The 16,865-nt window shown below is 66.8% G+C and carries 13 protein-coding genes and 1 pseudogene; 10 read left to right on the top strand and 4 right to left on the bottom strand.

Annotated features, from left to right (window positions below):
* Positions 1-2,313, top strand: a 2,313-nt coding sequence (locus ACO48X_RS00970; protein ID WP_484999665.1) for an N-acetylmuramoyl-L-alanine amidase, incomplete at its 5' end; no start/stop codon positions are given.
* A gap of 131 nt (positions 2,314-2,444) precedes the next feature.
* Here ACO48X_RS00970 and rfbB read toward each other — a convergent pair.
* Positions 2,445-3,437, bottom strand: a complete 993-nt coding sequence (gene rfbB, locus ACO48X_RS00975) for a dTDP-glucose 4,6-dehydratase (protein WP_484999667.1) — start codon at positions 3,435-3,437, stop codon at positions 2,445-2,447.
* 103 nt (positions 3,438-3,540) lie between these two features.
* The gene (locus tag ACO48X_RS00980; protein WP_484999669.1) at positions 3,541-4,851 is read right to left on the bottom strand and encodes a UDP-glucose dehydrogenase family protein; all 1,311 of its coding nucleotides are present in this window, start codon (positions 4,849-4,851) and stop codon (positions 3,541-3,543) included.
* A gap of 222 nt (positions 4,852-5,073) precedes the next feature.
* On the opposite strand from ACO48X_RS00980, the gene ACO48X_RS00985 reads away from it, so the two are divergent.
* The 8 genes from ACO48X_RS00985 to ACO48X_RS01020 all read left to right on the top strand — a co-directional run bounded on the left by ACO48X_RS00985 (position 5,074) and on the right by ACO48X_RS01020 (position 14,456).
* Entirely contained in the window at positions 5,074-6,255 is a 1,182-nt protein-coding gene (locus tag ACO48X_RS00985; RefSeq protein ID WP_484999671.1) for a glycosyltransferase family 2 protein, read from the top strand.
* Positions 6,256-6,344: 89 nt separating this feature from the next.
* A complete protein-coding gene (locus tag ACO48X_RS00990) occupies positions 6,345-7,901 on the top strand; it encodes a glycosyltransferase (RefSeq protein WP_484999673.1) in 1,557 nt (518 codons plus the stop codon).
* A complete protein-coding gene (locus ACO48X_RS00995) occupies positions 7,898-8,869 on the top strand; it encodes a lysylphosphatidylglycerol synthase domain-containing protein (RefSeq protein WP_484999675.1) in 972 nt (323 codons plus the stop codon). Before ACO48X_RS00990 ends, ACO48X_RS00995 begins: the two co-directional genes overlap by 4 nt.
* 300 nt (positions 8,870-9,169) lie before the next feature.
* Positions 9,170-10,003, top strand: a complete 834-nt coding sequence (locus ACO48X_RS01000; RefSeq protein WP_484999677.1) for an ABC transporter permease — start codon at positions 9,170-9,172, stop codon at positions 10,001-10,003.
* Position 10,004: 1 nt separating this feature from the next.
* The gene (locus ACO48X_RS01005) at positions 10,005-11,309 is read left to right on the top strand and encodes an ABC transporter ATP-binding protein (RefSeq protein WP_484999679.1); all 1,305 of its coding nucleotides are present in this window, start codon (positions 10,005-10,007) and stop codon (positions 11,307-11,309) included.
* A 1-nt stretch (position 11,310) separates the two neighbouring features.
* The gene (locus ACO48X_RS01010) at positions 11,311-11,553 is read left to right on the top strand and encodes a methyltransferase (RefSeq protein WP_484999681.1); all 243 of its coding nucleotides are present in this window, start codon (positions 11,311-11,313) and stop codon (positions 11,551-11,553) included.
* Entirely contained in the window at positions 11,550-12,377 is an 828-nt protein-coding gene (locus ACO48X_RS01015; protein ID WP_484999683.1) for a rhamnan synthesis F family protein, read from the top strand. The genes ACO48X_RS01010 and ACO48X_RS01015 overlap by 4 nt, the downstream gene beginning before the upstream one ends.
* Before the next feature lie 15 nt (positions 12,378-12,392).
* Positions 12,393-14,456, top strand: coding sequence for a glycoside hydrolase family 99-like domain-containing protein (locus tag ACO48X_RS01020; RefSeq protein WP_484999685.1), 2,064 nt, complete (start codon positions 12,393-12,395; stop codon positions 14,454-14,456).
* Between the two features lie 456 nt (positions 14,457-14,912).
* On the opposite strand, the pseudogene ACO48X_RS01025 reads toward ACO48X_RS01020, so the two are convergent.
* Positions 14,913-15,443: pseudogene (locus ACO48X_RS01025) on the bottom strand (glycosyltransferase); the annotation flags it as partial.
* Positions 15,407-16,018, bottom strand: a complete 612-nt coding sequence (locus tag ACO48X_RS01030) for a dTDP-4-dehydrorhamnose 3,5-epimerase family protein (protein WP_484999687.1) — start codon at positions 16,016-16,018, stop codon at positions 15,407-15,409. The pseudogene ACO48X_RS01025 and the gene ACO48X_RS01030, both read right to left, overlap by 37 nt.
* Positions 16,019-16,367: 349 nt before the next feature.
* Here ACO48X_RS01030 and ACO48X_RS01035 point away from each other — a divergent pair.
* On the top strand, positions 16,368-16,865 hold a 498-nt coding region (locus tag ACO48X_RS01035; RefSeq protein ID WP_484999689.1), incomplete at its 3' end, for an SDR family oxidoreductase.

The following is a 16,865-nucleotide window of genomic DNA, read 5'->3' on the forward strand; positions in this document are numbered from 1 at the left end:
GCCGGAAGCGGCTTTGCCTCCCGGACTTCGGACGGCGCCCGCCTGGCTTCGACCGGGGCAGGCCGGGCGAACGGCCTCGGCGCTTCGGCCAACGGACGTGGGCGGTCCGTGGGCTCCGCGCGGCCGACCGATTCCGCGAAACCCGAAGGGTCCGGGCAACCCGAAGGCTCAGCGCAAACGGACGGCGCCGAGGGCTTGACGGAAAGCACGCCGGCGGCGCAGCAGCCTTCCGTGCAGCAGACGCAAACGGATTCTGCGCAGAACCAGGTTGCCCAGAACCCCGCCGATTCGCAGCAGGGCGGGGCGCCTCAGCCGGCGCAGCAGCCCGAACAGGCGCAGCCGCAGCCCGCTCAATCCGAGCCCGCGCAGGAGGGGCCGCAGGCCGAATCGGTCCAGAAGGCCGATCCGACAAAACCTCCCAACGGCTACCTTTTCGTCTCCGAACCGCTCTCCGTCGAGGAATTCGCCGTCGCCGGCCTGACATGGAACAAGGGCCAGTCCTTGCCGAGCGGCGCCACCGTCGAAATGCGCACATTGGACGCCAAGGGATGGTCGGACTGGTACGTCCTATCGGTCGAAGAGGGCGAGGACGGGCGCCCCGGAACGGAGGCCAACGTTTCCGGCGGATCGACGGGCGTTCAGATCCGCATCAAGGGAAGCGGCAGCCTTCCCGCCGGGCTTGCCGTCAACCTCGTCAACGGCGAGGGGCCGACCAAAGAGGTCGCAGACGTCCAAAAGGTCGCGGCGGCTCAACAGCCTGCGGCCGCGAGCCTGACCGCCCCGGTCGCCAACCCCGACGAGAAGCGGTCGATCCTCTCGGGCAAAGCGACGGGCGTAGCCTCGACGTCGCAATTCGGCGGCCCGGCTGCAGCGGCCTCCCCGCAGGGACAGGCCTCTCCACAAGGCCAGGCCGGCGCTGCGGCGAAGGCCAATGTGCCCGCGGCGCGGCAACTGACGACTCCGCAGATCGCCGCCGCCGACAACCTCGCACGCATCCACCCGCGCTCGGCATGGGGAGCCGACGAGAGGAAAATGTCGTGGCCGCGCTCTTACGAGAACTTTGAGGGCGCGATCATCCATCACACGGCGGGGTCGAACAACTACAGCCAGGCGCAAGTGCCGGCGACTATTCGGGGCATCTACAGCTACCACTCGATCACCCGCGGATGGGGCGACATCGGATACAACGTTCTCATCGACAAGTACGGCGGGCGTTGGGAGGGCCGCTCGGGCACCCTGGCCGCCCCGCACGGCAAAGTGGTGACCGGCGCGCATGCCGCCCCCCGCAACCAGGGCACCTTCGGGGTCTCGGTTTTAGGCACCTACAGTTCGGCGGCAAGCGTCACACCGCTCATCCGCGAAACCTTCTCCGACGTCATCGCCGCGCGCTTCGTTCTCGGCGGCGTCAATCCGAACAGCCGAGGCACGATGACGGTTCCGAGAGGCACCGGCGCCGCGCTTCCTGCGGGAAGCGCCCTTCCCCGCATCGTCGGACACAAGGACGTCAAGTCCACTTCCTGCCCCGGCGCGATCTACGGGTACCTCGATCAAATCCGGGCGGCGACGGCGGCCAAGTACCAGCGGATCATGAGCGGGGCAGCCGCGGCGCCCCAGCCCCAGCCCAAGCCGTCGTCCCCGACCTACTACCTCAACAACGCGTGGAGCGGCAACGCCACCCACACCTTCACCTACGGGTTGAGTTCCGACACCGAGATTGTGGGCGACTGGGACGGCGACGGCAAAGACACGGTTTCCCTGCGCAGGGGCAACACCTTCGCCGTCAACAACGTCAGCGCGCCCACGGCGGCTCCGAAGTTCACCGCCGCCTACGGGATTCCCGGCGATGAGTACTATGTGGGCGACTGGGACGGCGACGGCAAGGACTCGCTCGCAATACGCCGAGGCAACGTCTTCCACGTCTCCAACAGGGTCGGCGCGACGACCGCCGATTACGCGATCGCCTACGGCAAACCGGGCGACGTCGTGCTCGTCGGCGACTGGGACGGCGACGGCCGCGACACCTTCGCCGTGCGGCGAGGCAACGAGTATCACATTCGCAACACGATGTCTTCTGGCCCGGCGGACAGGGTGGTTCCCTACGGCAGGGCCGACGACGAAGTCTTCGTCGGGCACTTCGGCGGATCGGCCAAGGACGCGCTCGCGGTGCGCCGCGGCAAGACCTTCTACGTCTCCAAGAGCCTCCACAACGGCGTCGCCGACCGCGTCGTCGATTACGGACGGGTCGGCGACAGGGCGTTCGTCGGCGACTGGGACGGAAACCGGGTCGACACCTTCGGCGTTCGCCGAGGCTGATCCGGCTGCGCAAAGCGGCTGCGACTGACCCTGCACCGGTCGCAGCCGCTTTGCGTCTGCCGAGCCTGGTCAGTCGCGGCCGCCTCCGAACCGACCTCGGTTCCGGCAGACGTCGCGCCGCCTGGTTTTGCTCACTGCCCGGTCTTGGCGTACTTGGCCTCGACGTTCTCCTTCTGCGGACGCCACCAGTCCTCGTTGGCCTTGTACCATTCGACGGTGTCGTGCAGACCGGCCGCGAAATCGGCGAAGCTCGGGCTCCAACCGGTCTCCTCGACGAGCTTGGAGTTGTCGATCGCGTAGCGCTGGTCGTGGCCGGGGCGGTCGTTGACGTGGTCAAAATCGTCGGGCTCGCGGCCGAATTCCGCGAGGATCATCTGAACGACTTCGAGGTTGTTCTTCTCGCCGTCGGCCCCGATCAGGTAGGTCTCGCCGATGCGGCCCTTGTCAATGATCTCCCACACCGCGGTGTTGTGGTCGCGCACGTGGATCCAGTCGCGCACCTGCTCGCCCGTTCCGTAGACGCGCGGGCGGATTCCGTCGATCATGTTTGTGATCGTGCGCGGAATGAACTTTTCGACGTGCTGATAGGGGCCGTAGTTGTTCGAGCAGTTTGAGATCGTTGCGGGGACGCCGAAAGAACGCACCCATGCGCGCACCAGCAGGTCCGAGGCGCCCTTTGACGAGGAGTAGGGGCTCGACGGCGCGTACGGGTCGCCGGGCAAGAACCGGCGAGGCTCGCCGATCTCCAGATCGCCGTAGACCTCGTCGGTGGAAATGTGGTGGAAACGCGTTCCGTGGCGGCGAACGGCCTCCAGAAGCCGGAAGGTGCCCTCGATGTTCGTGCGGATGAACGGGCTCGGGTCGTTCAGCGAGTTGTCGTTGTGCGACTCGGCGGCGAAATTGACGACGACGTCGGCGTCCTTGACCAGAGGGTCCACGGTGTCGGGGTCCGCGATGTCGCCCACGACCAGCTCGACGCGGTCCAGCCCCTCGATGGACTTCGGGTTCCCCGCATAGGTCAGTTTGTCGAGGACGACGACGTCGGCGTCGGGCATCGACTCGACCGTGGAATGAACGAAGTTCGCGCCGATGAAGCCGGCGCCTCCCGTGATGAGAACGCGCATGCGTTTCCTCTCCTCTGTCAATGGGCAAGAAAGATCGATCGTTGGGCAAGTCTATCTGTTTTGTCTGACCGCCGCTTTCTGTTCGGCTGCCGGAACTCTTGGCTCAGCGCCTGCCGACGCCTCGATACTCCCACCCGGCGCGCTTCCACGCGTCGGGGTCGAGGGCGTTGCGCCCGTCCACGACGACGCGCTCGCTCACGAGCTCCCCGATTCGGGCGGGGTCGAGCCGTACGTACTGTTCCCATTCCGTGCACAAAAGCACTGCCTCGGCGCCGGCGACGGCGGCCTCGGCGTCGGCGAAGAACGCTGCGCCTTCGACCTCGGCTGCGACTGCCTCCGCCGAAGCCGCCGGGTCTGAGATCGTCACGCGCGCCCCCCGTTCGACGAGCGCAGACGCGATGCTCAGCGCGGGCGAGGAGCGGATGTCGTCCGTGTCGGGTTTGAACGTCGCTCCCAGAACAGCGACCTTGCGGCCTTCGAGGCCGCCTGTGAGGCCCTCGAGCATTCCGACGGTTCGAGCCCGCTGGCCGTCGTTGATGCGCTCGACTTCGGCGAGAAATCGGAAGGCCTCGCGCAGGTCGAGCTCCTCCGCCCGAGCCCGCAGCGCGCGGATGTCCTTCGGCAGGCAGCCGCCGCCGAACCCTATCCCCGCCCGCAGGAAGAGGCGTCCGATGCGTTCGTCGAATCCCAGGGCTCGGGCGAGCTCGACGACGTCGGCGCCGGTGGCGTCGCAGGCCTGGGACATGGCGTTGATGAAGGAGATCTTGGTTGCGAGGAAGGAGTTGGCCGCGACCTTGACGAGCTCGGCGGTGGCGAAGTCCATCGTCAGGCGGGGGACGCCCGCGGCGAGAAGCGCGGCATAGCACTCGTCGAGCGCGTCGCGGCCCGCGCGCGAATCCGATTCCTCGCGGGACAGGCCGTAGACCAGCCGGTCCTGCTCGAGGGTGTCCCTGACCGCCGATCCCTCCCGCAAGAACTCGGGATTCCAGACGAGGCAGGCCCCCGCGCGTCGAATGCGAGGCTCGAGCGCCGCCGCGGTCCCCACGGGCACCGTGGACTTTCCCGCCACGACGTCGCCCTCGCGAAGACAGGGGAGGAGCGAATCGACGGCGTCGTTGAGGAAGGCGAGGTCGGCTGCGTGCGAATCCGGTCTCTGCGGGGTCCCGACTCCGATGAAATGGACCTGGGCGCCCCCGGCCGCCTCGGGGTCGGCGGAGAAGGCCAGCCGGCCGGAATCCAGGCCTTCCCTGAGCAGGTCCGCGAATCCGGGCTCTAGAATCGTCGGCTGCCCGGATGAGAGCGACGAAATTTTGGCGCGGTTGCTGTCAATGCCCACAACGTTGTGGCCGAGGCTGGCCATGGCGACGGCATGCACGGCGCCGAGGTAGCCACACCCGATGACCGAGATTTTCATGTCAATCAGACTACTGGATGGTACCCTTGAAAGGCTGTGACGACAATCGCTCAAGCGTCAGCCTGTTTCAATCCAGGCGATTGGACCGTCGAATTCAGAAGGGCAGGCGGTCCGATTTAGGCGATCCAACAGCCGACGTCGCCGCTCCGCCGGCCGAAGCGAAGGGCGGTCGCCAAAGCGACGCGAGGAGGCTGATGTGAAAGACATGCGTGGGAGGCAACCGTGAAGGTCTTCGTCCAAATACCCTGTTTCAACGAAGAAGCGACGCTTCCCACGGTTCTCGAGTCGATTCCCCGCGCGATCGAGGGCGTCGATGAGCTGGAGATCCTCGTCATCGACGACGGATCGACGGACGGCACCGTTCGAGCGGCCCGCGCCTGCGGCGTCACGCACATAGTCCGGCACACCAGAAACCAGGGCCTCGCGAGGTCCTTCCGCGACGGCGTCGATTATGCGTTGGCCCACGGCGCCGACGTCGTCGTCAACACCGACGGCGACAACCAATACCCGCAGGAGCGGATCCCCGATCTTCTCGCGCCGATTCTTCAGGGACGCGCCGACATCGTTATCGCTGACCGCCAAACCAAGGACATCGCGCATTTTTCACGGTTCAAGAAGCGCATGCAATCCCTTGGATCGGGCATGGTCAACCTCGCCGCCGGAACGCGGCTGCCGGACGCTGCCTCGGGGTTCAGGGCCTATTCGCGCCGATCTTTGATGCGGCTCAACGTCGTCACGAGGTTTTCCTACTGCATGGAGACCATCGTTCAGGCGGGCAACCTTCGCATGAGAATCGAGTCGGTGAAGGTTCGCACGAATCCGAAGACCCGCGAGTCCCGCCTGTTCTCGAACATCTTCCAACACATGTACAAATCGGGGAAGGCGATCGTCAGGTCCTTCCTCATGTACAAACCCCACATTCCGCTGGGATTCCTGGCCGTGGTGACCGGGATTGTCGGGCTGGTGCCGTTCCTGCGCTTCCTCGTCTTTTGGTTCCAAGGCGAGAGCGGGGGGCATGTTCAATCGCTCATATTCGGAACGGCCATGATTGTCACGAGCCTGCTGAGCGCCGGCCTGCTGGTGGTCGCCGACCTTCAGCGCACGAACCGGGTGTTGATAGAGGACACGCTCGAGCGGATGAAGGCGCTGCAATACGGCGAGGCTGCCCGGGAGGGAGGCACGCTGGTCCGAGGCTCACGCTGGGACGACGTGGCCAGCGCGGAAGACGACGCCGCCTCAGGCGGAAAACGGGCCGCGCATGGCGACGGACGCGTACCGCCCGGCGATGAAGACGGCGATGAAGAGGCTGCGCGCGGCGGCGAACGCGACGCCGTGGGTCGCGGAGGCGAGGCGTGCCGCAAACCCGGCGGCGACGCGCGGATTGAACCCGGCGGGCCGATTTAGGCCGGCTTGGGGCGGAGCGGCGGAGCGCATGCGGCTTGCACTCGGTCTGTTCGCGGCTTGGACGGGATTTGGCTTGTGAAGGAGGAACTTTGAGAATCCTTGGATTCGGCACCTATGACGTTCGATCGCACCCGCGCGTCGGCGTGCTGCTCGAAGGCCTGCGCGAACGGGGGTTTGCCGTTCGTGAGGTCGATGAGCCTTTGGGGGTCGGAACGGCGCAGAGGGTCAAATCGCTGACGAGCCCGGCAAGCGCCCTGCGTTTCGCCGCGGCAGTCGCCGGAAAATGGGTGCGGTTGATCCGCCGAGCCTCCGCCTACCGTGGAAAGAACGGGCCCGACGCCGTCCTCGTCGGATACCTTGGGCATTTCGACGTCCTCCTCGCTCGCGTGCTCTTCCCGCGCACGCCCATCGTGCTCGACCATTTGATCTTCGCCTCGGACACGGCCAAGGACAGGGGGCTCCTCGGCGGAGGCGTCGGCGGCAGGCTCGCCTGCCGCCTGCTGGAAGGGGTCGACAGGGCGGCGTTGGCGGCGGCCGACGTCGTCGTGCTCGACACCGACGACCACCGCGCCCTCCTGCCGGCGCGCGCGAAGGGAAAAGAGGCAGTCGTTCCCGTCGGCGCCCCCAAACGATGGTTCGACGCCGGAGACCGGGCTCGGCGGGTCCGGGACGAGGCCCGTCGAGCCGAGGGCGAGGCGCCGGAGTCGGCCGAGAGTGCTCGAACGCCTGAGGGCGAGGCTCGAAAAGCAGGCAACGAGAGGGTCGACAACCCGCTTTCGGTCGTCTTCTTCGGCCTCTTCACGCCCCTGCAAGGCGCACCGGAAATCGCCCGCGCGCTGGCGATCCTCGAGGGCCGCGGCGTCCGGATCGACGTCACTCTCATAGGGGACGGGCAGGACGCCGAGGCCGTGCGCGACGCCCTTCCTTCGGGGGAAAACGTTCGAGTTTCGTGGATTGACTGGGTCGATTCGGAGGACCTCCCCGACGTCGTCGCCGCGCACGACGTCTGCCTTGGAATCTTCGGAACGTCCGGCAAGGCCCGCCGCGTGGTGCCGAACAAGGTGTACCAGGGGATCGCCGCGGGCTGCGTCGTCGTAACGTCCGACACTCCGCCTCAGCGCAGGATTCTGGGCGGCGGCGCACGGTTCGTCGAGCCGGGCGACGCCCTGGCCTTGGCGGACGCCCTCCAAGCCTTGGCGCAGGAGCGGCCCCGGGATCGAGAACGTTCACGCGCCCGGAGGCGGCCCGAAGACGAAGTCTCCCGTGGTCAGTTTGGAAGGGACGGCGCCGGTCACTCAGTCGACGGCGTCGAGCGCTCAGACGACGGCGCCGGGCATTCAGGGGATGTCCGAGCTCCCGCCGATCAAACCGAGCCCGCTTTGAATGAAACCGAGCCCGCTTTGAATGAATCGGAGGCGGCTGAGATTCGGGAAAGCTTCCGCGCAGTACGCGTGACGGACTCGCTCGCCCGCGCAATCCTGCGCCTGGGCCGGAGGCGGATGCGGAACGAGCGGGAAGGCGAACGCCTTGATCCGAAACGAGTCTTGGCCGAGAGGAAACGCGGGATTTCGGGGTTGAAACGGACGCGGAGCCAAAGGCCGGCGCGGTGGAACGGCGGCCTGTCGTGCCCGGGGGAGCGCGAATGAACGCGCGATCCGAAGGCGATTCGCGGCGGTTTTCGAGGCTCGCCGCGAATATGCGCCGCGTCGCGCTCGCCGCGGCCGCGGCCGCCGCCGTGTGGGCGATAGCCGCCAAATGGCCGCAGGTGCGCATCGCCCTCGGCCAGATGTCGCTTCCCGCCTTGGCGGCCGCCGCGGCGGCGTCCTTCGCGTACGTCGCCCTGACGATGCTGTCGTGGCAAGCCGTGATCGGCATCCCCCTTTCGGCGGCCTCGCGGATCTTTTTCGTGTCGCAGATCGCGAAGTACCTTCCCGGCGGAGTGTGGAACTTCGTCGCCGTGGGGGAGGCGGCCCGCGGGTACTCGATTTCACGCCGCCGCTCGGTTTCCTCCCTAGCCGTGGCGGTTGCGATCTCGATAGTCGTCGGAGGGATGCTCGCGTTGCCCTCCCTGCTGGCGGCCGAGGACCTGCGCGGCAGCTACTGGTGGCTGCTGGCCGCAGTGCCCCTGGGAGTCGCGGTTCTTTGGCCCTCAATCCTCAACAGGTGCCTGAATGCGGCTTTGCGTCTGGCGCGCAGAGAGCCCCTCGAGCGGCCGGTGTCCGGGCGCGCCGTTTTGCGGTCGGCGCTTGTCTCCCTCTTTGCTTGGCTCGCGATCGGCCTGCAGGTCTACGTCCTTCTCACCGCGCTGGGGATGCAGGCCGGCGCGGCGGGGCTGGCGCGCTCGATAGGCGGCTACGCGCTCGGGTGGACGGCGGGGTTCCTCGTTTTTTTCGTCCCCGCCGGGGTCGGTGTGAGGGAAGTCGCGCTGGGGGCGGCGCTCGCGGGCGCCGTCGACGTCGGTTCGCTCGTTGTTGTGGTCATCACGTCGAGGGTTCTTGTGACCGTCGCCGACCTCGTCGCCGGAGGGCTCGCTCTCGCGGTCGGCCGGGGGAGGCATCGAAAATCGCGCGGCGGCGGGCATGACGAGGCGGGGGCGCCGCCGGCGAGCCCGTGAAAGCCGCGGACGCCGGCGACGGGGCGGATTTGCGGCAGCCCGCCGCGCTTTCGAGCCCGGCGCGGGGGCGTTCCTACATCGCCGGCCAGCGTGTGCGTCGCGCCTTTCTTAGCCAGCTTTCTGCCTGTCTTTAGGGGGCTTTCTGCCCGTGCGGCGCGTGCGCCGACGGGAGTCGAGCGCTGTGCGTGCGGCGAAGGCGACTGTGCGAATGGCTCCCCGGGGTGAGCGTTCGGCTAAGCTTCCTACTACACTAGGCGAAGCAAGAGTGGCGCTTCGGCGCTTACGCGAGCGAGTGAGGGTATGGAAGACAGAACAGACGTGAGGGCGCCCCTGCCCTTGTCGCAACAGTGGACGCTGATCAACGCGTTCGGTCAGCGGGATCTCAAAGCCAAGTTCAACGGAACCCTCTTGGGGTGGGTGTGGTCGCTCGTCGTGCCGCTCGCAACCCTGGGGATCTACACGCTCATCTTCGGCGGCCTGTTCAAGATGAAGATCCCCGGAGGTGCGAGCAGGTATGAAGGAATCCAATTCGTCGCCGTGTGGCTGTTCGCCGGCCTGACCTTGTGGGGTTACTTTCTCAGCTCCGTCAACGGCGGCATCTCGGGGCTTCTCGGTTCGGGATCGCTGTTGCAGAAGGTCTACTTCCCAGCGTATGCGCCCGTCCTTGGCGCGGGCCTGGCCGTCGGCGTCCAGTCCCTCATCGAGGTGGGGCTGCTCCTGACCGTGTTCGCCTTTTTGGGGATATTCGGGTGGACGTGGATCCTCATACCCTTCTTGTTCTGTCTGCTCGTCGTATTCGTCCAATCCGTCGCGGTCGTCCTCGCCATCTGGAACATCCACGTCAGAGACCTGGCGCAGCTCGTCGGAGTGATCCTCCAACTCATGTTCTTCGCGACGCCGATCATCTACAGCGTGACCTTGGTTCCCGCCGAAAAGTGGGGAATTCCGCTGCAGAAGATCATCGCGCATATGCCGATGGCCGAGTTCATCGAGCTTTTCCGAAGCGTCGCCTTCTACTGCGCTCCGGGGCACTGGAAGTCGTGGGCGGCTTGCGCGGCGTGGGCCGGGATCGCGTTCCTCGCGGCGAAGCTCGTCTACCGCAAGTGGGGCGCCGATTTGGGAGAGAGGATCTGAGATGGAAATTCGCACCGGCGCCGTCGGCGCGCAGGGAGCGCCCGACGAGTTCGCGATCGTCGTCGAGAACGTCTCGAAGTCCTTCGAAATGCAGGCGGACCGCCGCGACACCTTCAAGGAGCGCTTCGTCCGCGGCCGCTCCCGCCAAGGCAAGCGCATGTTCCACGCCCTTGACGACGTCTCCTTCAAGATCCGCAAGGGAACGACCTTCGGCCTCATCGGCCACAACGGCTCGGGCAAGTCGACCATGCTCAAGATCTTGGCCGGCGTGTACAGGCCGACGTCGGGCTCCGTCTCCGTCTCCGACAAGGTCGACGCCCTGCTCGAGCTCGGGGCGGGATTCCACGCCGAGCTGACCGGCCGCGAAAATATCTTCCTCAACGGCGCGATCCTGGGACGGACGAAGAAGCAGATTGAGGACACCCTGGAGTGGATCATCGACTTCGCCGACATCGGCGACTTCATCGACCAGCCTGTCAAGGTCTACTCATCTGGAATGACGGTTCGCCTGGGCTTCGCCGTGGCCGTGGCCATCCGCCCCAAGATCCTCATCGTCGACGAGATCATCGCCGTTGGTGACGAAGAATTTCAGCGCAAGTGCTTCGACTACATGCGCGAACTGCGCGACGCCGGGACCACCGTGGCGCTCGTGACCCACTCGCTCTCGCTCGCCCAGGAAATGTGCGACGAGGTCGTGTGGCTCGACCACGGCCGCGTCAAGATGGTCGCCGACGCCGACGAGGCCGTCTCCGCCTACCTCGAAGCCGTCAACGCCAAAGAATTCGAAAAGCGGGCGGCCGAACGCGAGGAAGAAGAGGAATTCCCCGAGGACGAGTCCTTCAAGCTCAACCAGGGCAACGGCGACTGCCGGATGGTCGGCGTCGACCTCCTCGACGCCGAGGGCAACGAGGCGCCGTTCCTCACGTCTGGCGAGGCCGGCACGGTCCGCGTGCACGTGCGGGCGAAGAAGGACCTGCACGACGTCGAACTCGGCTTGGCCTTCGTGACCGACCAGGGGCAGACCATCGCGGGGCCCAACTCGCGCCACGGCGGGCGGCTCTACTCGCTGCGCAGGGGCGAGGAGACGTTCATCGACTACACGATGGACCCCGTGCTCATCCAGCCTGGAAGGTTCTGGATCACAACGTGCTTCGTGCGCGACGGCGAGATGTTCGACTATTCGGATCGCAGAACCGAATTGATCGTCAGAGGCAACCGGGTCGCCGAAGAACCTGGATTGATAACACTTCCAGCCGGCGCCTGGAGCCGAGTCTCCGGGGCGCCTTCGTCACAAGAGAGGCGATGAGATGAACGAATCGAGCAGCGAGGAAGAATTGCGGCAGCTGCGCGCCGCGCTGCGGGCGTCCCAGAGCGAAGTCCAAAAGCTCGGCAAGCGCAACGACCAACTCGAAAAGGAACTTCGCACGGCAAACCGCAAGCTCGGCGGCGCGTGGGAGCAGCTGGACGCGATCCGGCATTCGACGTCGTGGAAGATGACCGCCCCCGTCAGGCTTGTCAAGACGGCTGTCCGCAAGGGCCTGGGCCGGTGAGGGTCCTGAAGAAGCGAGGCCCGCTCGTCTCCGAGGTGTCGCGGGGAAAAGTCCGCATCGAACGCGGGGAGCCGGCCGGCGTCGCCGCCCGGGGGCGGGTAGCGCTCGTCGCCCAGTTCTCCATGGGCCCCGAGCAGCCGATGTCCCTTTCGAAGTATCTCGAAGCGCTCGAGGGAAACGGCTATGCGACCGTCGTCATATCGACATGCGACTCGGCCGAGCCCCTCCGATTCCCCCACGGAATCCCCGATGCGACGGTCGTGATGCGCCGCCCCAACCTCGGCTACGACTTCGGCTCGTGGGCCACGGCTTTGGGCTGCATCCCGGGCGTCCGCGAAGCGCCCGTTGTCTTGTTGACCAACGACTCGCTGCTCGGCCCCTTCGCCCCGATCGACCATCTTTTGGAATGGGCCGCCGAACCGGGCCCCGACATCCGCGGGCTGACCGCGTCCTACCAATTCGCCCGCCACATTCAGTCGTTCTTCCTCGCTTTCCGCGGGGGGATCCTGGCCGACAGGCCGTGGGTCGATTTCTTCAACGACGTCCGCGTGGAGCCGGACAAGGACGACGTCGTGCTCTCCTACGAGCTCGGCGCCTCAAAGGTGTGCTTCTCCGAGGCCTACTCTTCCGACGAGTGGGTGACCGGCCCGGACCTCGGGGTTCCGTATGGAAATCCGACGGTCGACGGCTGGCGCAAGCTCATGGAATACGACGTCCCGTTCCTCAAGCGCACGATCATGACGCATCCTTCGACCCTGTCGGAAGGCGCCGAGGCCGCCGCCTACGTCGCCCGGCGCTACAACACCGATATCGCCCAGTGGTGAGTTAGGAGTTTCCCCATGCCTCGTTTCAGCAGATCCGGCCTTGTGCGCAGGGCCCAGTACCACGCCGCTCGAGCCCGCAACGCCGCCGCCAACTTCCTCGTCTCGGGAAGCGTCAAGGGCTACAGATCCCAGCATCCGGCCGACTTCAGCGAATACGTCATGCGCCAAGGCGGGCGGCAGGACTCCGGCTTTCCCGACAAGTGGAGGATCGACCCGCAGTTCGACATCGCCGACCCGAGCCGGATCGCCGTCGTCATTCACTGTTTCTACGCCGACCTCATGCCCGAGCTTTTCGATCGCCTTCGCAATCTCCCGATCGATTTCGACCTGTTCGTCACGAACGCCTCGGGGGCGGACGTGGCCGTTCCCGAAGACCTCGAGCACATGCGCCACAGCGTCGTCGTCGAGGTTGAAAACCACGGCCGGGACATCTTCCCGACCGTCCAGCTCGTCAACTCGGGAATCCTCAATCCATACGACCTCATCCTCAAGCTGCACACAAAGAAGAGCCCGTGGCGGGAGGAGCACGCCGACCTCGACGGGAGCGGCGCCGCGTGGAAGGACCAGTTCCTCTCCGACCTGGTCGGATCGCGCGAGAAGGTCGAGGAGATCCTCAACGCCTTCGCCGCCGACCCGACACTGGGGCTCGTCACCGCGGCCGACTCGATCGTCGGCAAGGAGTTTTGGGGCGGGGACCAGCGGATCGTCGAGCAGCTCATGCTCCGCATCGAGATGTCGATCGACCCGGACGAGCTGGAGTTCGCCTCGGGGTCGATGTACTGGACCCGCGCCTTCGTCCTCCAGGGCCTGAGGGCCTTCAACTTGACCTCGGCCGACTTCGACGAGGAAAAGGGGCAGGTCGACGCCACCACCGCCCACGCGATCGAACGGATCGTCGGAATCGTCACCGACGAGGCAGGGCTGCGGACCGTCGAGGCGCCTCGGCTGGCGAAGCTGGCTTCCGAGCCGGGATACGACGCGCGCGGCTGGCGCAGGTTCGAGCCGGGCGCCTCCCGCACGGCTGCGGCGAACGTCATACCCTTCTACCTGCCGCAGTTCCACGAGTCGGAGGAGAACAACCGCTGGTGGGGGCGGGGCTTCACCGAATGGTCGAATGTAGCAGCCGCGATTCCCGCCTGGCGCGGCCATTATCAGCCCAAGCAGCCGACGGACCTCGGGTACTACGACCTCGAGCTCGACCGGGTGCGCATGGACCAGGCCGACCTCGCCGCGGCCAACGGCATCGGCGCATTCATGTATTACTACTACTGGTTCTCCGGAAAGAGGATCCTCAACAGGCCCATTGAGAAGCTCAGGGCCTCCGGCCTCGACTTCCCGTTCTGCATTATGTGGGCCAATGAAAACTGGACGAGGCGCTGGGACGGGCGCTCGCAAGACGTCCTCATCGGCCAGGACTATTCGCAGGTGCCGGCGGAGGATTTCATCGATGACGTCATGGAGTTCCTCCTCGACCCGAGGTACGTGCGGATCGACGGCAAGGCGCTCATCGCCGTCTACCGCCCGGCGCAGATGGACAATTTCCCCGAGGTCGTCGCGACCTGGAGGGAGCGCGCCCGCGCCGCAGGAGTCGGCGAGCTCAAGGTGCTCGCCGTGGCCGTCGCCGAGGAGTTCGACGGCCTCGGCCAAGGGTTCCGCGAGGCCGGACTGGACGGCACGCTCCAGTTCCCGCCGCACAACCTGCCGTGGGTTGCGGGGCCGGCGACGGAGGTCGGCCTCGACGGCCGCTGGCGCGGCAATTTCATGAGCTATCGGGCCACGGTCAAGGCGTCCCTGCATGCGGCGCCGAGCCTGGCCGACGACGAGTACCCCGGGGCCATGGTCGGCTTCGACAACACCGCCCGCCGCCAGTGGAAGGCCGACGCGTGGTACGGCTCGAATCCCTACACCTTCCACCGTTGGATCGCCGGGCTCGTGCGCGTCGTCGCCCCGCGCGAGGCGAAGGACCGTCTGCTGTTCGTCAACGCCTGGAACGAATGGGCCGAGAGCGCGATCCTCGAGCCGACGACGCGCTTCGGACAGACCTATCTGCTGGCCGTCCGCAACGCGGTGTGGAGTTAAGGCCTGCGGCCGAGACGCGGTTCTCAGCCGACGACGCGCAGCGTCGCGGACGAGCTCCTGGAACGGCCCGAGCCTGCCTTTGAATCCGTCGGCGGCGGCCTTGCGCAGCATCTTCCTGCGCGCTTTGCCGTCGCCCGCAGCGAAGGCGTTGAACGCCGCGTACTTGGCCGCCCAGTAGCAGTAACGGATCCGCCACTTTGCGGGGAGAAGGCTCGTGCGCACGAGCGCAATCGTGTTGCGCAAAATGTAATAGTTGCGGATCGGGCTGTGAACGTGGACGGGCTGGTCGCGGCCCGGGAGCCGGACGACGTCGTCGCCGAGCGAATGCGTCAGCTTGGCCGCTGGAACCGCCACAAGGCGCCAGCCCGCCTTCCTCGCGCGCACCCCCCATTCGAGGTCGACGTGGTCGATGAAAAGGTCCTCTCGCATTTTTCCCACGGACGCCAGGGCCGAAAGCCGGATGAGGCAGCCCGAGGCGATGAGGAAGGCGACGTCCAGGCGCGGCAGGCCAAGCTCCGAGCGGCTGGCGCGCTTCGGCGCCCACCCGCGGTCGACGTAGACGAGCTCGTCGGCGCCCTCGCGCTCCTCGGAGGGGAGCGGGCCGACGGCCGCGATCGCCGGGTCCTCCTCGATCGCCTCGAGGAGCCGGGCGACCATGTCGGGAGCGGGCATCGAATCCTGGTCGCTCAACAGCACGAAATTCGATTCCGGCGACTCGGCGGCCAAGCTCTGCGCCAGCTCGACGCCGCGATTCTGGGCTGCGGCGATTCCCAGATTCTCCCCCAGCTCGAGGAGCCTGGCGCCCGCCTGGCCGCAGGCCTTCCGCAAAGCCTCCACTTCGGCCGGGTCCGAACCGTTGTCCACCGCGATCACGCTGTCGCATTGGCCGGCGAGCTCCGCCAGGAGGGCGGAGACGTCGCCGGGGTGGTACGTGACGACGACGGCGGCGATCACAGCGTCGCGAGGTATGCCTGCACGGCGTCCCACGTGGGCAAAAGCCCGGACTCGCGCGCCTCGGTCAGATTCGGGGCGGCCGTGTCCTTTTCGGACAGCAGGAGCTCCAGCGGGGAGCCGTCTCGCCCGGTCTTCGGGAAATCGAGCGCGACCTCCGGGCAGACGGGGGAGACGCCGTGCTCGCGCCCGGGCGCGTACTCGGCCGAGCACATGTACATGACGGTCGAGTCGTCTTCGAGGGCGATGAATGCGTGGCCCAAGCCTTCCGAGAGATAGATGGCCCTGCGATCGACGTCGTCCAGAAGAACCGAATCCCACTGGCCGAAGGTCGGCGAGCCGACGCGGATGTCGATGGCGAAGTCGAGCACTGCCCCGCGCGGGCATACGACATACTTGGCCTGCGACGGGGGGACGTCGGCGAAGTGGATGCCGCGCACGGTCCCTGCCTTCGACACCGAGACGTTGGCCTGGCGCAGGTCGAGCCTGTGGCCCACGGCTTTCTCGAACGCGCTCGACTTGTACGCTTCGAGGAAAACCCCGCGGTCGTCGGGGAACTGCTTCGGCGTGATCTCCCAGGCGCCCGGAATCTTCAGCTCTCGGATCTGCATTGCGGTCCTTCCGTGTTTGCGGCCGCGGGCCGAGGTTCGGCGGCTCCGTGGGCCGTCTTGAATGAGACGCGTCCATTCTAATGCGGGGCCGTGGCCGGCGTCGCCGCGGAAGCCGAGGCCGCTGCAAGGCTGCGGAGGGCGAGGCCGGCGCGTCTGGGGCGACGGCGCCGGACGCGATGAGCGCACGTCGGCGGGGCGACGGCGCCGGCCGTGACAGGAGGGAGTCAACGGGGCGACGGCTTAGCCGCGGCGGACGCCTCGGCGCGGGCCGGGTCCGCCGACGGCGGCCGGGGCCGCAGTTCTGGGGCTACAATTGCTGCGGCAGATCATCTTTGAGGAAGGAAATCTCATGCGCTGGTTGATAGCAGGCGCCAAGGGCATGCTCGGGCAGGATTTGACCGCGCGCGTCGTCAAGGACGGCCACGATCTCATCGCCGTCGACATCGACGGGATCGACATCACCGACCCCGCGAGCGTGCGCGAGATCGGCAAAGACGTCGACGTGGTCGTCAACGTCGCGGCGTTCACCGCCGTCGACGCCGCGGAGGAGAAAGAGGCCGCCGCCTTCACCGTCAACGCGACGGGCCCCGAGATCCTCGCCCGCCGGTGCCGCGAGATCGGCGCACGGTTCGTCCACATCTCCACCGACTACGTCTTCAGCGGCGACGCGACCTCGCCCTACCGCGAAGACGGCCTGCTCGAACCGAAGGGCGCCTACGGGCGCACGAAGGCAGCCGGCGAGTGGGCGGTTCGATGCAACACGGACGATTACCTCATCGTCCGCACCGCTTGGCTGTACGGGGCGGGCGGCAAATGCTTCCCCAAAACGATGCGCGACCTTTCTGAG

The sequence above is a fragment of the Peptidiphaga sp. genome (assembly GCF_057238965.1).